At 58.3% G+C, this 19,684-nt stretch carries 20 protein-coding genes; 15 read left to right on the top strand and 5 right to left on the bottom strand.

Features of this window, described 5'->3' with window-relative positions; translation table 11 throughout:
- Positions 1–585 precede the first annotated feature (585 nt).
- The 9 genes from thrS (at position 586) to EDC30_RS16495 (ending at position 8,712) form a co-directional block, all read left to right on the top strand.
- Positions 586–2,493 (top strand): threonine--tRNA ligase, encoded by a 1,908-nt coding sequence (thrS, locus tag EDC30_RS16535; protein ID WP_132259959.1) that lies wholly within the window; start codon positions 586–588, stop codon positions 2,491–2,493.
- 57 nt (positions 2,494–2,550) lie between these two features.
- Positions 2,551–3,072 (top strand): translation initiation factor IF-3, encoded by a 522-nt coding sequence (infC, locus tag EDC30_RS16530; protein ID WP_132259958.1) that lies wholly within the window; start codon positions 2,551–2,553, stop codon positions 3,070–3,072.
- A gap of 154 nt (positions 3,073–3,226) precedes the next feature.
- Positions 3,227–3,424: a 50S ribosomal protein L35 gene (rpmI, locus tag EDC30_RS16525; protein WP_132259957.1), complete on the top strand. Its 198-nt coding sequence runs from the start codon at positions 3,227–3,229 to the stop codon at positions 3,422–3,424.
- 20 nt (positions 3,425–3,444) lie between these two features.
- Complete coding sequence (gene rplT, locus EDC30_RS16520) at positions 3,445–3,804, top strand: 50S ribosomal protein L20 (RefSeq protein WP_132259956.1); 360 nt, start codon at positions 3,445–3,447, stop codon at positions 3,802–3,804.
- Positions 3,805–3,890: 86 nt separating this feature from the next.
- Positions 3,891–4,907, top strand: a complete 1,017-nt coding sequence (pheS, locus tag EDC30_RS16515; RefSeq protein ID WP_132259955.1) for a phenylalanine--tRNA ligase subunit alpha — start codon at positions 3,891–3,893, stop codon at positions 4,905–4,907.
- 145 nt (positions 4,908–5,052) lie between these two features.
- The gene (gene pheT / locus EDC30_RS16510; RefSeq protein ID WP_132259954.1) at positions 5,053–7,482 is read left to right on the top strand and encodes a phenylalanine--tRNA ligase subunit beta; all 2,430 of its coding nucleotides are present in this window, start codon (positions 5,053–5,055) and stop codon (positions 7,480–7,482) included.
- Between the two features lie 20 nt (positions 7,483–7,502).
- Positions 7,503–7,919, top strand: coding sequence for an integration host factor subunit alpha (locus EDC30_RS16505; protein ID WP_132259953.1), 417 nt, complete (start codon positions 7,503–7,505; stop codon positions 7,917–7,919).
- Positions 7,920–7,933: 14 nt separating this feature from the next.
- Entirely contained in the window at positions 7,934–8,338 is a 405-nt protein-coding gene (locus tag EDC30_RS16500; protein ID WP_132259952.1) for a MerR family transcriptional regulator, read from the top strand.
- Positions 8,339–8,484: 146 nt separating this feature from the next.
- Complete coding sequence (locus tag EDC30_RS16495; RefSeq protein WP_132259951.1) at positions 8,485–8,712, top strand: hypothetical protein; 228 nt, start codon at positions 8,485–8,487, stop codon at positions 8,710–8,712.
- Positions 8,713–8,725: 13 nt separating this feature from the next.
- Here EDC30_RS16495 and EDC30_RS16490 read toward each other — a convergent pair whose 3' ends face one another.
- Positions 8,726–9,352, bottom strand: a complete 627-nt coding sequence (locus EDC30_RS16490; RefSeq protein ID WP_132259950.1) for a hypothetical protein — start codon at positions 9,350–9,352, stop codon at positions 8,726–8,728.
- Positions 9,353–9,606: 254 nt separating this feature from the next.
- Here EDC30_RS16490 and EDC30_RS16485 point away from each other — a divergent pair, with 254 nt between their 5' ends.
- The 4 genes from EDC30_RS16485 (at position 9,607) to EDC30_RS16470 (ending at position 14,649) form a co-directional block, all read left to right on the top strand.
- On the top strand, positions 9,607–9,999 hold the full coding sequence (locus EDC30_RS16485; protein WP_165973860.1) for a TraR/DksA family transcriptional regulator: 393 nt from the start codon (positions 9,607–9,609) through the stop codon (positions 9,997–9,999).
- Positions 10,000–10,135: 136 nt separating this feature from the next.
- Positions 10,136–12,637 carry an ABC transporter permease gene (locus EDC30_RS16480; RefSeq protein WP_132259948.1) on the top strand — a complete coding sequence of 834 codons (2,502 nt, stop codon included), beginning with the start codon at positions 10,136–10,138 and terminating at the stop codon, positions 12,635–12,637.
- A 60-nt stretch (positions 12,638–12,697) separates the two neighbouring features.
- The gene (locus EDC30_RS16475; protein WP_132259947.1) at positions 12,698–13,108 is read left to right on the top strand and encodes a group II truncated hemoglobin; all 411 of its coding nucleotides are present in this window, start codon (positions 12,698–12,700) and stop codon (positions 13,106–13,108) included.
- A 68-nt stretch (positions 13,109–13,176) separates the two neighbouring features.
- Entirely contained in the window at positions 13,177–14,649 is a 1,473-nt protein-coding gene (locus EDC30_RS16470; protein ID WP_207907312.1) for a DNA recombination protein RmuC, read from the top strand.
- An 18-nt stretch (positions 14,650–14,667) separates the two neighbouring features.
- On the opposite strand, the gene EDC30_RS16465 is transcribed toward EDC30_RS16470, so the two are convergent.
- The 4 genes from EDC30_RS16465 to EDC30_RS16450 are packed head-to-tail and all read right to left on the bottom strand — an operon-like array spanning position 14,668 to position 17,767.
- Positions 14,668–15,471, bottom strand: coding sequence for an alpha/beta fold hydrolase (locus tag EDC30_RS16465; RefSeq protein WP_132259946.1), 804 nt, complete (start codon positions 15,469–15,471; stop codon positions 14,668–14,670).
- 40 nt (positions 15,472–15,511) lie between these two features.
- Positions 15,512–16,114 (bottom strand): phenylacetic acid degradation protein PaaY, encoded by a 603-nt coding sequence (gene paaY / locus EDC30_RS16460; RefSeq protein WP_132259945.1) that lies wholly within the window; start codon positions 16,112–16,114, stop codon positions 15,512–15,514.
- Complete coding sequence (locus EDC30_RS16455; RefSeq protein WP_243656828.1) at positions 16,107–16,748, bottom strand: nucleotidyltransferase family protein; 642 nt, start codon at positions 16,746–16,748, stop codon at positions 16,107–16,109. The genes paaY and EDC30_RS16455 overlap by 8 nt, the downstream gene beginning before the upstream one ends.
- A gap of 8 nt (positions 16,749–16,756) precedes the next feature.
- Complete coding sequence (locus EDC30_RS16450) at positions 16,757–17,767, bottom strand: XdhC family protein (protein ID WP_132259944.1); 1,011 nt, start codon at positions 17,765–17,767, stop codon at positions 16,757–16,759.
- A gap of 279 nt (positions 17,768–18,046) precedes the next feature.
- On the opposite strand from EDC30_RS16450, the gene EDC30_RS16445 reads away from it, so the two are divergent.
- Both EDC30_RS16445 and EDC30_RS16440 read left to right on the top strand, forming a co-directional pair.
- Positions 18,047–19,198 (top strand): iron-containing alcohol dehydrogenase, encoded by a 1,152-nt coding sequence (locus tag EDC30_RS16445; protein WP_132259943.1) that lies wholly within the window; start codon positions 18,047–18,049, stop codon positions 19,196–19,198.
- Complete coding sequence (locus EDC30_RS16440) at positions 19,195–19,632, top strand: acyl-CoA thioesterase (protein WP_132259942.1); 438 nt, start codon at positions 19,195–19,197, stop codon at positions 19,630–19,632. Before EDC30_RS16445 ends, EDC30_RS16440 begins: the two co-directional genes overlap by 4 nt.
- Positions 19,633–19,684: the final 52 nt, after the last annotated feature.

Raw genomic sequence — 19,684 nt, 5'->3', positions numbered from 1 at the left:
TAGCTCGCTGGGCTACTTGGCCCCAGACCAGTTTGCAGATAGTTTTTTAACCGCAGATTCCATGTCCATTCCGGACTAAATTGGGTAGCAGGTCAGATCGGAATCTGGAGTATTGGGCTTCGTTTCAGATGATCGATTAGTCATTATTGCCTCCAAAGTAAGTTGGATGCTATTCAGATAATTCAGTTCTGAAGTGCCCTCACATCGAATGTGCCCATTTGCGAATCCCAACATTTTGGGGTAATTTCAGTAAGGGACGTGTGCCTAGGCCAATATGTACATCTGTATGCTGCGTCAATGTTGAAGCCCTATCTGGCTAGGCATTCTGTAAAATCCACCTGAACTAATTAATTTGGTAAAATTGCTGGGTTAATTACCGTATGTGGTTTTGGTAACATCATTTTGTAAGAGCGAGAAAGGCATCTAGGTTATGACACCGCGAACTAGCACCAAAGGTACACAGCGACGCTAGTCGAGTCTTTCATCGTCTGAATGAAACGCGGCTGGCCCGCGTTTTTTTTCGTCCGTATTTCGTAAAATTAATCTAACGTCCGCTGGCAACCATATGCCGGCATGGAGAAAACAATGGTTGCAATCCGCCTTCCCGATGGTTCACAACGTCAATTCGACGAACCAGTCACCGTTGCGCAAGTCGCTGCCAGCATCGGCGCTGGCCTTGCCAAGGCTGCATTGGCCGGCAAGGTCGATGGCAAGCTGGTCGACACTTCCTACCTGATCGACAAGGATGTCGATCTCGCCATCGTCACAGACAAGGATCCGGAAGGCCTGGATGTAATCCGCCATTCCACCGCTCACTTGCTGGCGTACGCCGTCAAGGAACTGTTCCCGGAAGCGCAGGTAACCATCGGCCCGGTGATCGAAAATGGCTTTTACTACGACTTTTCGTACAAGCGTCCGTTCACGCCGGAAGACTTGCAAGCCATCGAAAAGAAGATGGCTGAATTGGCGAAAAAGGATGAGCCGGTCACCCGCAAGGTGCTGCCGCGCGACGAGGCTGTGGCTTATTTCAAATCCATCGGCGAAGCCTACAAGGCTGAACTGATTGAGGCGATCCCGCAAGGCGAGGATGTCTCGCTCTACAGCGAAGGTAAGTTCGCCGACCTATGTCGTGGCCCGCACGTGCCCTCGACGGGCAAGCTGAAAGTCTTCAAACTGATGAAGCTGGCCGGCGCCTACTGGCGCGGAGACTCGAAGAACGAGATGCTGCAGCGTGTCTACGGCACTGCCTGGGCCAAGAAGGAAGAGCAGGAGGCCTACTTGCACATGCTGGAGGAAGCCGAAAAGCGTGACCACCGCAAGCTGGGCAAGCAGCTCGATCTGTTCCATTTCCAGGACGAAGCGCCCGGCTTGATCTTCTGGCATCCGAAAGGCTGGACCATCTGGCAACAGGTCGAGCAATACATGCGCCGCGTGTATCAGGATAGTGGTTATCAGGAAGTCAAGGCGCCGCAGATCCTGGATCGCAACCTATGGGAAAAAACCGGCCACTGGGAAAACTATCGCGAAAACATGTTCGTGACCGAATCGGAAAACCGCAACTATGCGTTGAAGCCGATGAATTGCCCAGGCCATGTGCAGATCTACAATTCCGATCTGCGCAGCTATCGGGATCTGCCGCTGCGCTTCGGTGAATTTGGTCAGTGCCACCGCAATGAGCCTTCCGGCGCCTTGCATGGCCTGATGCGTGTGCGCGGCTTTACGCAGGATGACGGCCACATCTTCTGTACTGAAGACCAAATCCAGGACGAAGTCATCGCTTTCCATACCCAGGCGATGCAGGTCTACAAGGATTTTGGATTTGCCAATATCTCCATCAAGATCGCCTTGCGTCCCGAGAGCCGTATCGGTTCGGACGAAGTCTGGGACAAGGCCGAGGAAACTCTGCGTACCGGCCTGCGCAACTGCGGCGTCACCTGGGAAGAGCTGCCGGGCGAGGGTGCCTTCTACGGACCGAAGATCGAGTATCACCTGAAGGATTCGCTGGGCCGTCCTTGGCAAGTCGGGACCATGCAGGTCGATTTTTCCATGCCGGGCCGCCTGGGCGCCGAATATGTCTCTGATGACAATGCTCGTAAAGTGCCGGTCATGCTGCATCGGGCAATTGTCGGTTCGTTAGAGCGTTTTATCGGCATCTTGATTGAAAATCACGCCGGCGCGCTGCCGCTTTGGCTGGCTCCGGTTCAGATTGCCGTGCTGAACATTTCGGATGCCCAGTCTGATTACGCGCAAATGGTCGCACAAAACCTGAAAAAACAAGGGTTTAGGGTCCACCTCGATTTGCGCAACGAGAAAATAACCTATAAAATACGGGAGCATTCGGTTCAGAAGCTGCCTTATATCGTCGTCGTCGGCGATAAGGAGCGGGATGCCAACACCGTGGCCGTGCGTGCGCGAGGAAATGTCGATCTGGGTGTAATGCCCGTCGATCAGCTGCTGGAACGCCTGAAGAACGAGGTCGAAACCAAAACCTGATCGTGACTTCCCGACGCGGAGCACGGCTTAATTATTTAATTTTTAAAGGAAACTGCAATAGCTACGGATAAATCGCATCGCATCAACGGCGAAATTACCGCGCCGGAAGTGCGCCTCACTGGGGTCAACAACGAACAAATTGGTATTGTCAGCCTTGCGGAAGCTTTCAAGCTGGCGGAAGAGGCTAACGTGGATCTGGTGGAAATTGCACCGACCGCGCAGCCGCCGGTGTGCCGTTTGATGGATTACGGCAAGTTCAAGTACCAGGAACAGAAGAAAGCGCACGAAGCGAAGTTGAAGCAGAAGGTTATCGCGGTCAAGGAAATCAAGTTCCGGCCGGGTACCGACGAAGGCGACTACAACATCAAGCTGCGCAATCTGATCAAGTTCCTTGATGATGGCGATAAAACCAAGATCACGCTGCGTTTCCGCGGCCGTGAAATGGCTCACCAGGAAATTGGTGTTCGTGTGCTGGAGCGATTGAAAGCTGACCTGGAGCCGTATGGCCAGGTCGAGCAGTTTCCAAAGATGGAAGGCCGCCAGATGATCATGGTCCTGGCGCCGAAAAAGAAAAAATAAGATTGCATGCTTTGTCCGGTAACGGGCAGGGCATCAAGCTGCAGCAGCCTCGATGCTGTTGCAAAACAAGTGAAAGCAGGCATCCAAGTGCAACGAAGTGTTGCCACCTGCAATCATCTAAAAATGGAGCTGTCCATCAAGGACAGATTTTGTCATGCCAAAAATGAAGACCAAAAGCAGCGCGAAGAAGCGTTTTCGCGTGCGTCCGGGTGGCACCGTCAAGCGCGGTCAAGCCTTCAAGCGTCACATCCTGACCAAGAAAACCACCAAGAACAAACGCCAGTTGCGCGGAGCCGTGGATGTCCATGAGACAAACATGAACTCCATTCGCGCGATGATGCCGTTCGCCTAACCCTCACATAAGGAGCTAACATGCCTAGAGTTAAACGTGGGGTTACCGCACGGGCCCGTCACAAGAAAGTCCTCAACGCAGCCAAGGGTTACCGCGGCCGCCGCAGCACCGTATTCCGCATCGCCAAGCAGGCGGTCATGCGCGCAGGCCAGTACGCCTACCGCGATCGCCGCAACAAGAAGCGCGTGTTCCGCGCCTTGTGGATAACCCGTATCAACGCGGCTTCGCGTGAAAACGGTCTGACCTACAGCGTGTTCATGAACGGTCTGAAGAAAGCCGGCATCGAGCTGGACCGCAAGGTTCTGGCTGATATGGCTGTGATGGACAAGCCGGCGTTTGCCGCGATTGTCAATCAGGTGAAGGCCAACATCGCTGCTTAAGTAGTGCTTGCGGCACTTCGGTGTCGCGCAATCTGGCGGGGCAAAGGTCGACACCTTGGCCCCGTTTTATTTTGAATTGGCAGAGCATGAATCCCCTAGAACAACTCGTCGTCCAGGCGCAGGCTGATTTCGCCGCCGCGCAGGATGCCGCCGCGCTGGAAAACGCGAAGGCAAAGTATCTCGGCAAGACCGGGCAGATTACCGAACAGATGAAGGGGCTGGGCAAGCTGGCGCCGGAAGAGCGCAAGGCCCAGGGGGCGGTGATCAACGCCGCCAAGGAACAAATTGAAAATGCGCTGTCTGCGCGTCGCGATGCGCTGGCGAATGCCCAGCTGGAAGCTCGTCTGAACGCCGAGGCGATCGACGTCACCATGCCGGGCCGCGGCCGTGGCGTGGGCGGCATCCACCCGGTGATGCGCACCTGGCAGCGTATCGAGGAAATCTTCGGTTCGATCGGTTTTGACGTTGCCGACGGCCCCGAGATCGAGGCCGATTGGAATAATTTCACCGCATTGAACAGTCCGGAAAACCATCCGGCGCGTTCGATGCAGGACACTTTCTACATCGAGGAAAAGGACAGCACCGGCAAGCCGCTCCTGCTGCGCACGCATACCAGCCCGATGCAGGTGCGCTATGCGCGCATGAACAAACCGCCGATCAAGGTGATCGCGCCGGGCCGCACTTACCGCGTCGACAGCGATGCGACCCACTCGCCGATGTTCCATCAGGTCGAGGGCCTATGGATCGCCGAGGACATCAGCTTCGCCGACCTGAAAGGCGTGTACCTGAACTTCGTCAAGGCATTCTTCGAGACGGATGACCTGCAGGTGCGTTTCCGTCCCTCGTATTTCCCATTCACCGAGCCTTCTGCCGAGATCGATATTGCCTTCGGTAGCGGCCCGCTGAAAGGACGTTGGCTGGAAGTCTCCGGCGCCGGACAGGTGCACCCGACGGTGGTGCGCAATTTTGGCCTGGATCCGGAGAAGTACATTGGCTTTGCATTCGGCTCGGGCCTGGAGCGCCTGACCATGCTGCGTTATGGCATCAATGATCTGCGCCTGTTCTACGAAGGCGATTTGCGCTTCCTGAAGCAGTTTAATTGAACAAGAAGGGCGCACCCGTCGAGCGACGTGGCGATGTGTAGCTTACGCATGTGGTTAATCTGAATCTCGCCTGGCACGAACAGTGACGTGAAGTTTTATTTCTTCCCTGTGAGGGAAGGACACCTGAATATCTGAAGGCTGAACTATGCAATTTTCCGAAAACTGGCTGCGCACGATGGTTGATCCGAAGATGACTTCGGATGAGCTGGCGCATATGCTGACGATGGCAGGGCTGGAAGTCGAGGAAGTCGAACCGGTCGCCAAGCCGTTTTCCAACGTGGTGGTGGCCAAGGTGCTGGAAGTGGCGAAGCACCCCAATGCCGATCGCTTGAACGTGTGTCAGGTTGATGCGGGTACTGGCACGCTGCTGAATATCGTTTGCGGCGCGCCCAATGTCCGTGCGGGCATGAAAGTGGCGTGTGCGATGGCGGGCGCGGTGCTGCCGCCGGGTGCAGATGGCAAGCCGTTCGAGATCAAGGTTGGAAAATTGCGCGGCGTCGAGTCGCAGGGCATGTTGTGCTCCGCGCGCGAGCTTGGTCTGTCGGACGAGCATGCAGGGCTATTGGATTTGCCGGAAGATGCACTTGTGGGACAGAACTTCCGCGACTACTATTTGCTGAACGATCTGAAGTTCACCATCAAGCTGACGCCGAATAAGGCTGACTGCCTGTCGGTGCTGGGCGTGGCGCGTGAAGTTTCCGCGCTGACCGGCACGCCGCTGAAGGAGCCAACCTTTACGCCTGTCCAAGTCAACTCGGATGAAAAGCTGCCGGTGAAAGTGTCGGCGCCAGACCTGTGCGGTCGTTTTTCGGGACGCGTGATCCGCGGCGTTAATGCGCGCGCTGCCACGCCGGAATGGATGAAGCGGCGCCTGGAGCGCAGCGGCCAGCGCTCGGTTTCCGCACTGGTGGATATTTCCAACTATGTCATGCTCGAGCTGGGCAGGCCGACACACGTATTCGACCTCGACAAGATCCATGGTGGCCTGGATGTGCGCTGGGGTAAAAAAGGCGAATCGCTCAAGCTCTTGAACGGCAATACCGTCGAAGTCGACGAGTGGGTCGGCGTGATCGCCGATGATCGCGCGATCGAATCGCTGGCCGGTATCATGGGTGGTGACGACACAGCCGTGACGCTCGATACGCAAAACATTTATCTCGAAGCGGCATTCTGGTGGCCGCAGGCCATCCAGGGACGTTCACGTCGCTACAACTTTTCCACCGATGCCGGACACCGTTTCGAGCGCGGCGTGGATTACGCCACGACGGTGGAACATATCGAGCGCATTACCGCGCTGATCGTGGAGATCTGCGGCCAGAAAGACAAGACCATCGTCGGCCCGATTGACGACCAGATCGTCAATCTCCCGCAGCGCAAGCCGCTGCATGTGCGTACCGCACGCGCAGCCAGGGTAATCGGCGTGCCGCTGGAAGCAGCGCAGATCGCCGATATCTTCACGCGCCTCGGCCTGGAATTCACCGCGACGGAAGATGGTTTCGATGTCACGCCGCCTTCCTTCCGCTTCGATATCGAGATCGAGGAAGACTTGATCGAGGAAATCGCGCGCGTGTACGGCTTCGAGAATATCCCGTCCGTGGCGCCAGTGGCACCGAATGAAATGCGCATTGCGCCGGAAAACCGCCGCTCGCTTTTCACTGTGCGGCGCCAGTTGGCCGACCTGGATTACCAGGAAGTGGTCAACTACAGCTTCGTCGAGGAAGCCTGGGAGGCCGATTTCTGCGGCAATACGAATCCGATCCGCTTGCTGAACCCGATCGCCAGCCAGATGAGCGTGATGCGTTCGTCGCTGGTGGCGAGCCTGGTGGCCAATGTGCGCTACAACCTGAACCGCAAGATCAGCCGGGTGCGCGTGTTCGAAACGGGGGCGGTATTCTTGCGAGACCCGGCTGTACAAGACGGACCGCTGACCGTAGCTGGTTTCAATCAGCCCAAACGTGTCGCAGCACTGGCATACGGTCCGGTGGCGGAAGAGCAGTGGGGGCAGGCTACCCGCAATGTCGATTTCTTTGATGTGAAGGCCGACCTGGAAGCGCTGTTCGCGCCGCGTCAGCTGCGTTTCGAGAAAGCTGAACATCCTGCACTGCATCCGGGTCGTTCGGCAAAGGTTTTGCTGGATGGTCGCGAGGTGGGCTTTATCGGCGAATTGCATCCTCGCTTGCAGCAAAAATACGGCCTGTCGCTTGCTCCTGTCGTGTTTGAAGTGGATGCCGAGGCTTTGCAGTCGCGCCAGGTGCCGGTGTATCGCGAAATCTCGAAATTTCCGCCGGTGACGCGCGATTTGGCCCTGGTTGTGCCGCAAGCCTTGCCGGCGCAGGAATTGCTGGATGTCTTTGTTGCCGAAAAAGCATCCAACCCGGAATGCGGAATTGTGCAAGCTATTGTTTTATTTGATGAATATCGCGGCAAAGGATTGGAAAATAACGAAAAAAGCCTTGCTTTCCGATTCACCTTGCAAGATACTCAAACTACCCTGCAGGACGATAAAGTGGAAGCGGCCATCGCTGCCTTACTGGATGCCGCTACCAAAAAACATGGCGCAAAATTGCGTGCCTGAAGCAGGAGGGGAGTTTGAGCATGAATGACGTGACTTCTTCGGCTGAATTTCAATCGATCTTGACCGCTGACCTGGACCGCGCAATGCAGGAAGCCCGCGCGCGCTCGCAAGCGGAAAAGGAATTGCCGACCTTGACCAAGGCCGAGTTGGCGGAGCTATTGTTCGAACAGGTCGGCTTGAATAAGCGCGAAGCCAAGGATATGGTCGAAACCTTTTTCGATGAAATTCGCAATGCGCTGGAGCGCGGCGAATCGGTCAAGCTGTCGGGCTTCGGCAATTTTCAGCTGCGCGACAAACCGCAGCGCCCGGGCCGCAATCCCAAGACAGGGGAGGAGATTCCCATCACTGCGCGTCGCGTGGTGACTTTCCACGCCAGCCAGAAATTGAAGGGCATGGTCGAAGACGCCTGCCGCAAGCCGCTACCCAGCATTTCCTGACCCTGAGTTAGTGCATGAACGATCGCGCCATCATTAAGCCCGAGGCGACGGCATTGCCGCCGATTCCCGCCAAGCGTTATTTCACAATCGGCGAGGTGAGCGAACTGTGCGGGGTAAAGCCGCACGTCTTGCGCTACTGGGAGCAGGAATTTACTCAACTGAAGCCGGTCAAGCGGCGCGGCAACCGCCGCTACTATCAGCATCATGAAGTGCTGCTGATTCGCCGCATCCGCGAATTGCTCTACGAGCAGGGCTTTACCATCAGCGGTGCGCGCAACAGGCTGGACAATTCAGCTGTTGCTGCCGCATCCGGAAATGGCAGCCTTCCTGCTGCCGAAGCATCGTCTGTCAGCGATATTCGGCGTGTGCGCGAAGAACTGTCAGCCATCCTGGAATTGCTTAAGCCCACGAACGGATGAGGCATGTCAGCATACGCCTGACAAAGTTCACACTCTGAGTTAAACGCACCGCAAATATGAGCGTTGACAATTAATTTTGCGGGAACAATTGGTATTGTTAAAACTCCTATCGGCAGGTAAGCCATTTCGCTTGATTGGAGTGACACATGACCTCAGAAGAAATCGTTAGCGAAATTAGCCGCAAGAACCGTGATGCACTGCCGGGACTCGACGATTGCGCTTTTCTCACCCGCGAACAAGTCCTGGATCTGATGGATGCCGCCGCCATGCGTGGCTTCCAGTTCGGCAGCAACGTTGCCTTATCGATGGTGCAGGGAGCGCTGCTGGTGCAACTGGCGCGCCTGGGTGATGGAGAGAGCAAGCCCTCCGCTTAAGTCTGGCTCGACATCATGTTTTTTTCATGCCGCGTGCCAGTGCCTTGAAGGCCTGGGTCTTTTCCCTGGCCGTTTCCCGTTCCATGATTCCCAGATTGACCAGCAGGGCAAGGGCGCCTTCCACGCGGCCGATGGCACGCTCCGTACCCAGGTGATCGAGCGCCGTGGTAGTGCGCTCAAGTAGCTCTTCGAATGTGCTCTCGATAGTCGTAGACGCATGCGCCGGAGCTTTGCTGCTGCCGTTGTCTGTCAGGCTTGAGGCATCCTTTTGGTAATAGGTGAAAACATCCTGCAGGCGCTTGATATATTGCGTCGGCAATTCAAAATGCCGGACAAGGGCTTCGGCAAATTCCTGCGATGACTTTTCGGGTGAACCGGTTTGGCCGACCACATGCGCCAGGCAAAATCCGTGAACATGCATGCTGGTGATGAGCTGTTCGACTGCGGAAAAGACCCGCATATGATCGATTCCTTCGGCAGAAATGCGATTCGCATTCATCAAGCGTTCGCCAATCCAGTGTTCGAAAGGCGGCGGGGAAGACTGACGGCCTTGCTGAATCCACAGGGCTGACAGTTTTTCATAGTCTTCCTGTAGTTTCTTGTGTTCAGCTTCGCTGACGATGAGTTGAATAGCTGGCATGGTGTGAATTGAGACTGCGCGATGTTGTGTTGCGGCAATATTTTATTGTATCTCCAAGGTTGCTTATCGCCAATTGGCAAAGCGAGAATAGGCTTGCATCTATCTAAAGAGTGGCAGGAACGCCATGACTTGCGAGAGGTCACAAGAACATGACGGATCAATGGGCGAGAGTTGCGGGTAGGTGCACAATCTGAACAGGGATGTTTCACCGCCGCCTCATTATCAAACGTCATTATTTTTTCAGGAACCACGCCATGGCCGAATTGAACAGCGAACAGATCGCCGAACTGAAAAACATGTTGCAAGAGCGCGAGCGCGCTTTGAGGGAGGATATTCGGCGTGAAATGAGCCAGCAGGATAACTATGCGGATGTGGCGGCCGAGGTTCCGGATCCGGGCGATGCTTCCTTTGCCGATTTGTCTGTCGATTTGGGTAATGCAGCGGTCACGCGCGACCTGACCGAACTGCGTGCAATACAAAATGCTTATACGCGCATGGACAATGGCACGTATGGCGAATGCGCCGAATGCGGCCTTGATATTCCCTTCGAACGCCTGAAGGTGCAGCCGATGGCCGAACGTTGCGCGCCTTGCCAGGGGCAACGGGAGAAAACGCATATCGATTCCATGAAGGGCTCGACAATGTAAGGCATGAGCTTTTCATGCCAGGACGTTCTCATGCCCGCTGGAACGGATTTCATTACAATAAGTAAAACATTCCTGTGATGCCGGCCGCGCGACGCTGCCGGTTGAACGGTTGCCGACGTTTTCCAAGGACCGATCCATGCTGCTGCAAGCCATGCGCATGACGGCGCGCGACTGGCGTGCCGGCGAGCTGCGCTTTTTGATGCTTTCTTTAATCGTGGCTGTGGCTGCGCTGTCTTCGGTGGGCTTTTTTGTCGACCGCATGCGCGCCGGTTTGCAGCGCGATGCCAATCAATTGCTGGGCGGCGATCTTGTCGTGAATGCCGATCAGCCGGTGTCTGGTGCCTGGCGCGAAGAGGCCCAGCGGCGCGGCCTGAATGTCGCCGATACCGCGGCTTTTCCCAGCATGGCGCAGGCCGGCAGCGGCACGCAGTCCGTGTCGCAGCTGGCATCCATCAAGGCAGTCTCCGAAGCATATCCTCTGCGCGGCCGCGTCAGCGTGGCGCTGCAGCCGGATGGTCCCGCCACGCCGGCAAGCGATATCCCCGCGCCGGGTACGGTATGGGTCGATCCCACCTTGCTGACAGGTCTGAATGCGAAAGTGGGGGATAAGCTGCAATTGGGCGACATGCACTTTTCCATTGCGCGCATCATCTCGGTTGAGCCGGATCGCGGCGCCGCTTTCGCTAACTTTGCACCGCGCGTGATGCTGCGCTTGTCCGATCTGAAAGCGACGGGCCTGGTCCAGGATGGCTCGCGCGTGACATACCGCCTGCTCGTTGCGGGACCGCCCGAGCAGGTCAAGGCATACCAGAAGTGGTTGCAGGATACGATCGCGCGGGACAATGCAAGGGGCGTGCGGCTGGAGTCCTTGGAATCGGGCCGTCCTGAGATGCAGGCGACCCTGGAGCGTGCCGAACAATTCCTGGCGCTCGTTGGCCTGCTGACCGCCATGCTGGCTGCGGTGGCGGTGGCAATGGCGGCGCGTCGCTTCATGCTGCGCCATGTCGATACGTGCGCCATGTTGCGCTGCCTCGGCATGCCGCAGGGGCAGGTAACGACGCTGTTCCTTGTCGAGTTCATCATCGTCGGCCTGATAGGCAGCGCCATCGGCGTGCTGGCGGGATTCGGCGCGCATTTCATCTTGCTGGAATGGCTGGGCAAGCTGGTGGCGACGGAATTGCCCAGGCCCGGATGGCTGCCGGCCTTGCAGGGCATGGCGACGGGCTTGTTGCTGCTGACCGGTTTTGCCATGCCGCCGATCCTGCAGCTGCGGGAAGTGCCTCATAATCGCGTGATCCGGCGCGAACAGGATGTGCCCAAGCCATTGACGCTGGCGACCTATCTGTTTGGTCTGGGGGCATTCACTGCCTTGCTGCTATGGCAGTCGGGTAATCTCAAGCTGGGGTTGCTGACCGCTGGCGGATTCCTGGGCGGGATGCTCGTGTTCGCCCTGGTCGGCTGGGCCGGATTGCAGGTGTTGCGTCCTCTGCGCACGGCCTTGCCGCATGCGGCGTGGCGCTTTGCCGTTACGGGATTGCAGCGCCGGGCCAGCGCTACCGTGATCCAGATCGTGGCGCTGGCGCTGGGTTTGATGTCGTTGTTGCTGTTGACGGTAATCCGGGGCGACCTGGTGGATGCCTGGCATCAGGCGACGCCTGCCGATGCGCCGAACCGTTTCGTCATCAATATCCAGCCTGACCAGAAAGACGAGATTGAGCGGCGCCTGGTCTCGCTCGGCGAGCACGATGTCGAGCTCTATCCGATGATCCGCGGCCGCCTGGTAGAGATCAACGGCTCCACGGTCAATGGCAATACCTATACCGAAGACCGCGCGCAACGCCTGGTCAACCGGGAATTCAATCTGTCGACCATGACGCAAATTCCGCCGCAAAACCGCATCACTGCCGGACGATGGTATGACGGCAGCAAGCCGGAAGCCTCGGTCGAGGAAGGCCTGGCCAAGACCCTGAACCTGAAGCTCGGCGACAGGCTGACCTTCGACATCGGCGGTCAAACCGTCACGGCGCCGATCACCAGCCTGCGCAAGCTTGAATGGGGCTCGATGCGCGTCAATTTCTTTGTCATCCTGAATCCGTCGCTGATGCATGATATGCCGCAGACCTGGATCACCGCCTTCCATCTGCCGCCCAAGCATGGCGGGTTTGTCAACGAATTGACGCGCGACTTTCCGAACCTGACGATTGTCGATGTCGGCAGCATCATCCGCCAGGTGCAAAGCGTGGTCGATCAGGTGGTGGCTGCGGTGGAATTCCTGTTCCTGTTTACGCTGGCGGCGGGTGTGCTGGTGCTGTATGCGGCGCTGATGGGTTCGCAGGATGAGCGCACGCGTGAAGCGGGCCTGTTGCGTGCGCTTGGCGCCACGCGCAGCCAGTTGTCGCAGGCTCAACGCATCGAGTTTGCGCTGGTCGGCGGCTTGGCGGGCGTGCTGGCGGCCACTGGCGCGGCGGCGGTGGGCTGGGCGCTGGCGCGATTTGTTTTTAAATTCGACTACATATTCGATCCGACGGTCTGGCTTGCCGGCCTGGCGGTAGGCATCGTCTGCGCCTTTATCGGTGGCTGGATCGCCCTGCGCAGCGTGTTGCATCAACCCCCACTGCAGACTCTGCGCGAGGCCTGAACCCGCGCGGGCGGGACATTTCAGGCGACGGCGGCGGGCCGATGCGCTATCATTGGCGCCATGAGTAACGAAGTTGAATCGGAGTCGCAACAGCCGACTCCATACGAACAGATCGGCGGGGAAGAAAAGCTGCGCGAGCTGGTGGACAGGTTTTACGACCTGATGGACCTGGAGCCGGAATTTGCCGGCATCCGCGCCATGCATCCGACACCGCTGGATAGTTCGCGCGACAAGCTTTTCTGGTTCCTTTCCGGCTGGATGGGCGGGCCCAGCCTGTATATCGAACGTTTCGGCCATCCGCGCCTGCGCGCAAGACATTTGCCTTTTGCTATCGCTTCGGACGAGCGCGACCAGTGGTTGCGTTGCATGGCCTGGGCGATGCTGGATGTCGGCGTCGAAGAAGCGATGCAGCAGCGGCTGATGGAATCGTTCTATCAGACTGCGGACTGGATGCGCAATACGCCGGGCTGATGCGCCGTTTCTGAATTTTCACTCCTGTTATCACGACTGATGGCGCTGCCGGCGCCGCGGAATCGACTATGAGCCTTACCGAAATCATCTTGCTGCTGTTGGCGGCATCCATACTCGTGTTGCAAGTCATGCTTCTCCTGCGAGGAAAAGGAAGTGATATCACATCGCGCCTGAACCAGTTGCAGGAAGACTTGCGCGCCCATCAACAGCAAACTAGTGAGCGCATCGAACGTGAATTGCGCGCACAGGTGCAGGCGTCGGGACAGGGCACACGCCAGGAATTGACCGGCAGCCTGGCGCAATTCCAGCAAACCATGGCGACGCAGATGACCAGCGTGGCCACCATCCAGAATAGCCAGATCGACAGCTTCGCGCAGCAGCTGGCCAAGCTCAATGAAGCCAGCATCCAGCAACTGGAAAACATGCGGCAGGCAATCGCCATGCAGTCGCAGTCCTCGCGCGAAGAACAGGCGGTATCCCTGAAGCGCTTTGCCGATACCTTGCAGCAGAGCCTGACGGCGCTTTCCGAATCGAGCGCGCAGCGCATGCTGGAAGTGCGCGCGACGCTGGAGACCAAGATTCGAGACCTGCAAACCGATAATGGCTTGCGCCTGGAAGAGATGCGCAAGACAGTCGATGAGAAGCTGCATGCGACGCTGGAACAGCGCCTGGGTGAATCCTTCAAGCTGGTGTCGGACCGCCTGGAAAAAGTGCATCAGGGATTGGGCGAGATGCAGGCGCTGGCGGTCGGCGTGGGTGACTTGAAACGCGTGCTGACGAATGTGAAGACGCGCGGCACCTGGGGTGAAGTGCAGCTGGAGATGCTGCTGCAGCAAGTGCTGACCGTGGACCAGTACGGCAAGAATATCGAAACGATTCCCGGCACTGGTGCGCGTGTCGAATTCGCCATTCGCCTGCCGGGTCAGGAAGAAGGGCAGGCGCCGGTCTGGATGCCGATCGATGCGAAGTTTCCCAAGGAGCAGTACGAGCGCCTGGTGGAAGCGGCCGAACATGCCGATGCCGAAGGTGTTGCTGCGGCCGGGCGCGAGCTGGAAAAGGCGGTGCGTATCGAAGCCAAGACCATTTCGGAAAAATATCTCTCTCCCCCGCTGACCACCGATTTCGCGATTCTCTTCCTGCCGACCGAAGGCTTGTATGCGGAAGTCATGCGCCGTCCCGGCCTGGCTGATGAATTGCAGCGCAGCTGCCGTGTCTGTATCGCTGGTCCGGCAACCTTGTCGGCGCTGCTCAACAGCCTGCAGATGGGCTTCCGCAGCCTGGCGCTGGAAAAGCGTTCTTCGGAAGTGTGGCAAGTGTTGGGCGCGGTGAAGACCGAGTTCGGCAAGTTCGGCGAAGTGCTGGCTGCCACCAAGACCACGCTGGAACGCGCTGCGCGCAATATCGAGCAGGCCGAGGTGCGTACCCGCCAGATGTCGCGCAAGCTGAAATCGGTTGAAGCCTTGCCGAGCGATTCGGCCCGCATGCTGCTGGGGGCGGGGTTGGCTGAACTCCCGGGCGAGGATGGACCTGCGCTGGACTAGAACTTCAGGATCAGGTTTTCAGATCGAGTGCAGGAATCGCAGGCAGGCGTCCAGCAATGCCTGCGGCTGTTCCTGATGAGGGACGTGGCGGCAATTTTCCAGCACATGAGTTTGCGCATGCGGCACCTGGCGCTGGATGGCGTCGATTTGGGCTAGCGTGCCGTACTGGTCTTGCCGGCCTTGCACTACCAGCAGCGGGCAGGTAATGCCCGGCAGTAGCGAGGTGATGTCCCAGGATTGAAAGTCGGGGGATAGCCAGAGCTTGCTCCAGCCCGCGAAGACTTCGTCCGGCGCGGCGTGCAGGCGTGCCATCCTTTCCCGCAATCCGCCCGATTGCCAGACGCTTTGCAGATAGCCGATGCGGGCGTGTCCGACCTTCTCGGTAAATACATGGGCAGCAAGCGAGATAACGGCGCTGACGGCTTGCGGAAACGCGGCGGCATACAGCAGGGCAATCGTGCCGCCGTCGCTGTGACCAAACAGGATGATTTTCTCCCGCGCCGGATCCAGTCCTTTCGCCTTCAGGAATGCCGGCAGGGATTCACGCGCTTCGCGCTCCAGGTAATCATGCGGCCAATCCTGTTGCGGCGGACGCGGCGTGGAATGGCCGTAGCCATAGCGCGAATAAATCAGACCGCGACATTCGGCGGCGTCGCACAGGCGTTGCGGCCAGTCTTCCCAGATAGCCAGCGAACCCAAGCCTTCATGCAGGAAAACTATGACGGGAGCATGATGCCGTTCCGGTGCGATCCACCTGAATTCGATTTCATGCTCGCCACTGGCAATTGGAACTTCGATTCGCTGGGGTTGTTGGCGGTCCATTGCTGAATGGAGATGTCAGGAACAGGGCGGCGCAGTCGGGTTAACCCTGCCGGCTTTTGGGCTTGTTGTTGGTCGAGGTCTGTATCCGTTTGCGGTCGGGTTCGACTTCGGTCAGCGGGCTGGTTTCATGCAGGGTGTTCAACGAGCGCGTGGTCAGCTCGTGATATTGCGCGGTGCCCAGGCGCTTCCAGGCGATTTCATCGTCGCGCAGCGTGCGCAGGATCTTGGCCGGCGTGCCGATCACCAGGCTGCGCGCCGGCACGATCATGCCGGCCTTGACGAATGCGCCGGCACCGACGATGCTGGATTCGCCGATCACGGCGTCGTCCATGACGACGGCGTTCATTCCTACCAACGCATCGCGTTCGATGCGGCAGCCATGCAGAATCGCGCCGTGGCCGATATGGCCGTCGACGTCGACCAGCGTATCGCAACCCTCAAAGCCATGCAGAACGCAGGAATCCTGGATATTGGCGCCCTCGTTGATGATGATGCGGCCGAAATCGCCGCGCAGGCTGGCCAGCGGGCCGATATAGCAACGCGGGCCGATGATGACGTCGCCGATCAGCACGGCGCTGGGATGTACATAGGCTGAGGGGTGCACCACCGGGGTGATGCCATCAATCGAATAAACCTTAAGCATGCACATTCTCCTTTTTATCTCTGCAATTGCGTAAATCGTCGACGGTGTCGATATCGCGGCAAATGCCGGGATCATCGACTTCGATTTCCTGCAAGGGGTAAGCCTGCAGCAGCTGGCGGGCGCCGGCATCTCCCGACAATTGCAGCAGCCGATCAAGATGGCGGCGACTGAATGCAACCGGGTTGCCGCGCTGTCCATGATAGCAAGGCACGGCGATATCGGCACCCTGGCGCAAGGCCTCGATGAGGCGATGAATCGTATCGGCTTTAACGAAGGGCATGTCGCCAAGCGCGATGACCCAGCCAAGCGCGTCGTGCGTTTGCCGCAAGCCATGTGTCAGCGAGGCAGCCATGCCGCTGGCAGCGTCCAGGCACTTGCTGACGGCGATTCCCTTGGACGACAGGTGTGTAGTCAGTAAAGGCGAGCCTGCTGGAATGACGGCTAGCGTATGGCATAGCGCTGCGCGCAGATTCATGGCTGCATGAGCGACCACCGTTTCGCCATCGGCAAGCAATTGCAGCAACTTGTTTTGTCGGCCTGCGGGATCGAAGCGGCTGCCGCGGCCGGCGGCGAGCAGGATTCCCGCATAAGCTGAAGAAGAGTGGCTGGCCATTGGATCTTGTTCGGGCTGCATGTGCATGCTCAGGAAAGGGCGCAAGCCGAAGCTTCCAGCGCAACAGGTTGCGGGCGCAGGGCATGCGTTTGCAGTACCGGCACGCCATTACGGATGGCCGTCATCTCCGCCAGGATGGAGATGGCAATTTCCGGCGGCGTCCTGGCGCCCAGGTACATGCCCACGGGGCCATGGAGCCGGTCGATTTCGGCATCGGTGATATCGAACAGCGCCAGGCGCTCACGCCGCTTGGCATTGTTGGCGCGCGAGCCGATGGCGCCGACATAGAAGGCCGGCGACTTCAGGGCTTCCAGCAGCGCCATGTCGTCAAGCTTCGGATCGTGGGTCAGTGTCAGCACGGCGCTATGGGCATCGAGTTCGAGCGCGAGAATCAGGTCATCCGGCATTTCACGCGACAGCTGCACGCCATCGATATCCCACTCATCCAGATATTCCTCGCGAGGGTCGCAGACAATCACTTCGTAATCGAGACTTTTCGCCATGCTGGCGACATAGCGCGACAATTGCGCGGCGCCGACAATGATGAGGCGATAGCGCGGGCCATGCACGGTGACAAGGCGCTGCTCGTCGAAGGAGAGCGATGTGGCATGAGCGCCCGGTGTAAGGGTGATGGCGCCGCTGGCGAGGTCAAGCTCCCGCGTCATCAGGCCTTGCCGGCTGACTGCCTGCAGCAAGGCTGGCAATTGCGATTGTTCGCTGACGTATTCCAGCACGATCTGCAGCGTGCCGCCGCAAGGCAGGCCGAAACGATGCGCTTCGTCGGCGGAAATCCCATAGGTCATGGTTTGTGGCGTCGTGGCGCGGTATTCGCCCGACCGGACCTGGCGGATCAGGTCATCCTCGATGCAGCCGCCCGAAATCGAGCCGCGCACATGGCCATCTTCCCGGATGCACATCATCGAGCCGACCGGGCGCGGCGCCGATCCCCAGGTGCGCACTACCGTCACCAGCAGGGTATAAGCGCCGCTTTGCGACCAGCTGATGGCGGTCTTCAATACTTCGAGGTCGATGCTATCCATGGTCTGTCTCCTGTATTCCTGCGCAAGTGCAGGCGGATGCGGCCGGTCAACTCCAATTAATTCGGTTTAACCAGTTACTAGTCTATTTATGAAAGTATTTAAAGTAAAGGGGCTTATGGGGTGAAGTGGCGTAATTTATATGGAAATAAAAATATTCGACTGCCTGCTTGTCAAGCGGTATGGTGCTGTGTATAGTTTAGTTATGCAAGTGACGAATTGCACTTAAGTTGCGATTCGCCGGGGAGGAGACACCCCTTCACAATATAAAGAGGAGAGCACATGCAGACTTTCGAATTTCAATCTCCGCGTTCCAGTCTGGTCGGTCCAGGCAGTTCCGCCCGCGTGGGCGAACTTGCTGCCAAGTTGGGTTGCCGATCGGTTCTGCTGGTGACCGACAAGGGCGTCGAGCAGGCCGGCCTGCTGGAGCCTGCCCTTAAGGGCCTGGCGGCGAGCGGCATTGCCGTCAGCGTCTATACCGATGTGCAGGCCGATCCGCCGGAAGCCGTGATCGCCGCCGCTACCGAGGCAGCTAAAAGTGTGAATGCCGATGGCGTCATCGGCCTAGGCGGCGGCAGTTCGATGGATGTGGCCAAGCTGGTGGCCTTGCTGGCTGTGGGTAAGGAAAAGCTGGCGGATATCTACGGCGTGGGACAAGCGAAGGGCCCGCGCCTGCCGCTGATCCTGCTGCCGACTACCGCGGGAACGGGTTCGGAAGTCACGCCGATTTCCATCGTGACGACCGGCGAGGGCGAAAAGAAAGGCGTGGTGACGCCGGTCATCGTGCCCGACTGGGCTGTGCTCGATGCCGACCTCACGCTTGGCTTGCCGCCGCAAGTCACCGCGGCAACCGGTGTCGACGCCATCGTGCATGCGATCGAGGCCTATACCAGCAAGCGTTTGAAGAATACTGTCTCGGATTGCCTGGCGCGCGAAGCCTTGCGCCTCTTGTGCGGCAATATCCATGAAGCCTGCCGCAACGGCAGTAACCGCGAAGCCCGCCATAACATGCTGCTGGGAGCGATGCTGGCCGGTATGGCCTTCGCCAATGCGCCGGTAGCAGGCGTGCATGCCCTGGCTTATCCGGTCGGCGCGCGCTTCCATGTGCCGCACGGCTTGTCGAATTCGCTCGTCTTGCCGGCGGTCCTGCAGTTCAATGCCAAGGAAGCGCAGGGCCTGTATGCCGAGCTGGCTTCCATCGTGACGCCCGGCAGGTTCGGCAGCACCCGCGAAAAATGCCAGGAGCTGGTCAAGACGCTGGCGGAACTGCCGGTCGAACTCGGCTTGCAGACGCGTCTGTCGCAAGTCGGGATCGCGAAAAACGACTTGCCTCAACTGGCGGAAGACGCCATGAAACAAACCCGCCTTCTCATCAACAATCCGCGCGAGATTACTTACGACGACGCGCTTGCCATTTACGAGGCTGTACTGTGAGCGAAAAAAAACCTGCAGAAACCCGCGCCGCGTTTGCCCATTTCCATCGCATCACCACGCGCTGGATGGATAACGATGCCTACGGCCACGTCAACAACGTCGTCTATTACTCGTACTTCGACACGGCGGTCAATGATTACTTGATCGGCCAGGGCGCGCTGGATATCGGCAAATCCGACGTAATCGGTCTGGTTGTCGAAACCCAGTGCCGCTATTTCAGTTCGGTGGCATTCCCCGACACGATTCACGTGGGCGTGCGCGTTGCGCACATGGGCAATAGCAGCGTGCGCTACGAACTCGGCATTTTCCGCAACGACGATGACGTCGCCGCCGCGCAGGGCCACTTCGTGCATGTCTATGTGGACCGCGCCAGCAACCGGCCTACCAGCTTGCCGCAGGCGCTGCGCAATGCACTGGAGCCGCTTCGGGTGTAGGGCGCGGCCTGAGCAGTCATTCATCGGAAATCATCGCAATAGCCGACACAGA

Source organism: Paucimonas lemoignei, assembly GCF_004342585.1.
GTDB lineage: Bacteria > Pseudomonadota > Gammaproteobacteria > Burkholderiales > Burkholderiaceae_D > Paucimonas > Paucimonas lemoignei.
This window is presented reverse-complemented; position numbering and strand designations above follow the sequence as displayed.